This is a genomic window from Tateyamaria sp. (assembly GCF_059783535.1).
In genome coordinates this window covers 1-2,598 of the sequence record NZ_JBYNDP010000043.1, presented here as the reverse complement: position 1 = coordinate 2,598, position 2,598 = coordinate 1, and the positions used below count along the sequence as shown (strand labels likewise).

General features: G+C 61.9%; 4 protein-coding genes and 1 pseudogene. 2 read left to right on the top strand and 3 right to left on the bottom strand.

Annotated elements, in window-relative coordinates:
* Both AC6RA8_RS10385 and phaR read left to right on the top strand, forming a co-directional pair.
* The coding region (locus AC6RA8_RS10385) for a Rossmann-fold NAD(P)-binding domain-containing protein (RefSeq protein WP_500352607.1) at positions 1–482 on the top strand (482 nt) is incomplete at its 5' end.
* Between the two features lie 35 nt (positions 483–517).
* Positions 518–1,126, top strand: coding sequence for a polyhydroxyalkanoate synthesis repressor PhaR (gene phaR / locus AC6RA8_RS10380; protein WP_500352605.1), 609 nt, complete (start codon positions 518–520; stop codon positions 1,124–1,126).
* A 103-nt stretch (positions 1,127–1,229) separates the two neighbouring features.
* Here the strand turns inward: phaR and ureG are convergent, their stop codons facing one another.
* From ureG to AC6RA8_RS10365, 3 genes and pseudogenes are all read right to left on the bottom strand, one after another.
* The gene (ureG, locus tag AC6RA8_RS10375; protein ID WP_189368953.1) at positions 1,230–1,856 is read right to left on the bottom strand and encodes an urease accessory protein UreG; all 627 of its coding nucleotides are present in this window, start codon (positions 1,854–1,856) and stop codon (positions 1,230–1,232) included.
* Positions 1,853–2,482: an urease accessory protein UreF gene (locus AC6RA8_RS10370; protein WP_500352604.1), complete on the bottom strand. Its 630-nt coding sequence runs from the start codon at positions 2,480–2,482 to the stop codon at positions 1,853–1,855. Before AC6RA8_RS10370 ends, ureG begins: the two co-directional genes overlap by 4 nt.
* Positions 2,479–2,598: pseudogene (locus AC6RA8_RS10365) on the bottom strand (urease accessory protein UreE); the annotation flags it as partial. The pseudogene AC6RA8_RS10365 and the gene AC6RA8_RS10370, both read right to left, overlap by 4 nt.

Below are 2,598 nucleotides of genomic sequence, written 5' to 3'. Positions count from 1 at the left end.
TTGACACCGTGCAGTCAGGCAATTGGTTCGAAAGCTACATCGCGCCCAAAGCCGCACAGGGTAAGGTGACTTATCCCGGCCCGCGCGACCTGGTGCACGCCTGGGCCTATTTGCCGGACATGGCGCGCGCCATGGTGGGGCTGGCAGAGAAACGGGATCAGTTCAGCCCGTTCGAGGAGTTTTCCTTTGAAGGATATGCCCTGACCGGGGACGAACTGGTCGCCCATGTGGAACGGATTGTTGGCAAGCCAATGCGCGTGTCGCGATTGCCGTGGATTGGGGTCTGGCTGATGGGGTTGTGGTCGCCTTTAATGCGAGAGGTTTTCGAAATGAGATACCTGTGGCGCAGGCCACATGCGATTGACGGGTCCAAGTTGCGCGCAGCATTGCCGGGTTTCCACGCGACGCCCGTTGAGAAGGCCCTTGCCGTTTACTTGACCGGGGATACGGATGCGTATGTAAGGGCGCCTGAAACCGCCTGAATTGCCGCAGGTGCACACACCCTTTCTTTTTTGTGATGTCACGCCTAAGCTGCGTTGCAGCACGCGGCACCGGGGAGATCAGGCACGTGACAGACAAACCAGCACCATTGTTGATCAAGCGCTATGCCAGTCGGCGGCTCTACAACACCGAAACAAGCGACTACGTGACGCTCGAGGATATCTCGGGGTTCATACGCGACGGGCGCGAGGTTCAGATTGTGGACCTCAAGACCGGGGATGACCTGACCCGCCAATACCTGCTGCAGATCATCGCCGAACATGAGAGCCGGGGAGAAAGCGTTCTGCCGGTGGATGTGCTGAACGACCTGGTGCGCAGCTACATGGGCGGTGGGGCGTCCGTGGTGCCGCAATTCCTGCAGGCCTCGTTTGAAATGCTGCGCGATGGTCAGAGCAAGGTCATGGAAAACATGAATGCCATGAACCCCATGGCCAAGATGCCCGGCTTCGATTTGATGCAGGCACAGCAGGAAGCGTTCATGAAGGCTATGACAGGTGGGCTGGGCACGGCCTGGGGCGCGTCCGGACCTGCCCCGGACGCTGAGGATAAAGACGATGGCGAGGACCTCGACGCCATCAAGAAACAACTGGCCGAATTGCAGGACAAGCTGTCGAAGCTGTCCTGATGCCCGAAGGCACTGACAGCCGCGAAGTGTCAGTGCTTCCCATAGTCCACTCAGATGAGTGGTGAAGCGTTGTCAGTTTGGACGGCCCAGAGAACCAGCCGCGCTATGCTGGCGTCAGTCCCAAGCCGGACAGGGCGCGGATATGCCCAATGATATCCTCCACCCCCTTGCCGTGCCGTAGCGCGGCAAAGACAAAGGGGCGCGTGCCCCGCATCCGCTTTGCGTCCCGTTCCATGACTTCAAGCGAGGCGCCCACATGGGGGGCGAGGTCCGTCTTGTTGATGATCAGCAGGTCGGATTTGGTGATCGCCGGTCCGCCCTTGCGCGGGATTTCCTCGCCCGCTGCCGTGTCGATGACATAGAGCGTGATGTCCGCGAGTTCCGGCGAGAAGGTGGCCGACAGGTTATCGCCGCCGGACTCAATAAGGATGGCTTCGACATCAGGGTGCCTGTCGCGCATCTCTGCCACGGCGGCGAGGTTGATCGACGCATCCTCGCGGATGGCCGTATGGGGACAGCCCCCGGTTTCCACGCCGATGATCCGGTCCTGCGGCAGGATCTGGCGACGCATCAACTCCTCGGCGTCCTCCTGCGTGTAGATATCGTTGGTGATCACACCAATGGAGTGTTGGTCCTTGAGGGCGGCGGCGAGGGCGGCGGTCAGCGTTGTCTTGCCTGCGCCCACCGGACCGCCGATGCCGATGCGAAGAGGGCCGTTGAGCTGTGTCATGTGCGAAAGATCCTAGGCTGGAGGGTTTCGTGGCGCATGGCCGCGATGTCTGCGGCAAAGCTGGTGGAGGTGAGTGCGTCAAGCGGGGTTACTTGCGCGTCTTTTGCGGTGGCAGCGATGCTAGAGGCAAGGGCCGCCAGCACCCGCTGGCCGTCGGTCTGGCCGAGGGGCAGGGCGCGTTGGGCGACTGAAACGAGGTTAGACACGAAGGCGTGCAGGTAGAGAGGCAGGGCCTCAGCCAGCGGGATATCCATGGCGCGGGCGGCAGTACCGATGGCAACGGGGTAGGTGAGGTTCGCGATCTCAATCCCCCAGACGCTGCGGGCAGTGTCGCAGAATGCAGCACCTTGCAGGTCGGTTTCCTTGAGCCGTTCAGCTCCGGCGGCAAATGCGCGGGCTGTTGTATCAACATGTGTTGGGTCATCTGCGCCGTGAGCGGCGGCCAGCAGGATGGCATCCGCACGGCCAGAGCCATGGGTCAGCAGCGCCTCCAGCCAGTCTTGCAGCGTTTCGGCGTCCGTGACCGTCCCGTCCGCGATGACCTGTTCCAGCCCATGCGAATAAGCAAAAGCGCCTACCGGAAAGGCGGGCGACAGCCATTGCATGAGGGTCAGGGCGTGGCTCATGTGTGCGAGTGGGAATGGTCGTGCCCGTGCGTGCGCCCGTGCCCATAGGCACCACCCTCGGGGGTGAACGGTTCCACAACCTCGCGCGTGGTTGCCCCGATCTTGGCCAGCATGTC

Excerpts from the sequence above, each read along its gene's own strand:
- ureG (WP_189368953.1), bottom strand. The coding sequence starts at position 1,856 with ATGACACAGCTCAACGGCCCTCTTCGCATCGGCATCGGCGGTCCGGTG.
- AC6RA8_RS10370 (WP_500352604.1), bottom strand. The coding sequence starts at position 2,482 with ATGAGCCACGCCCTGACCCTCATGCAATGGCTGTCGCCCGCCTTTCCG.
- phaR (WP_500352605.1), top strand. The coding sequence starts at position 518 with ATGTCACGCCTAAGCTGCGTTGCAGCACGCGGCACCGGGGAGATCAGG.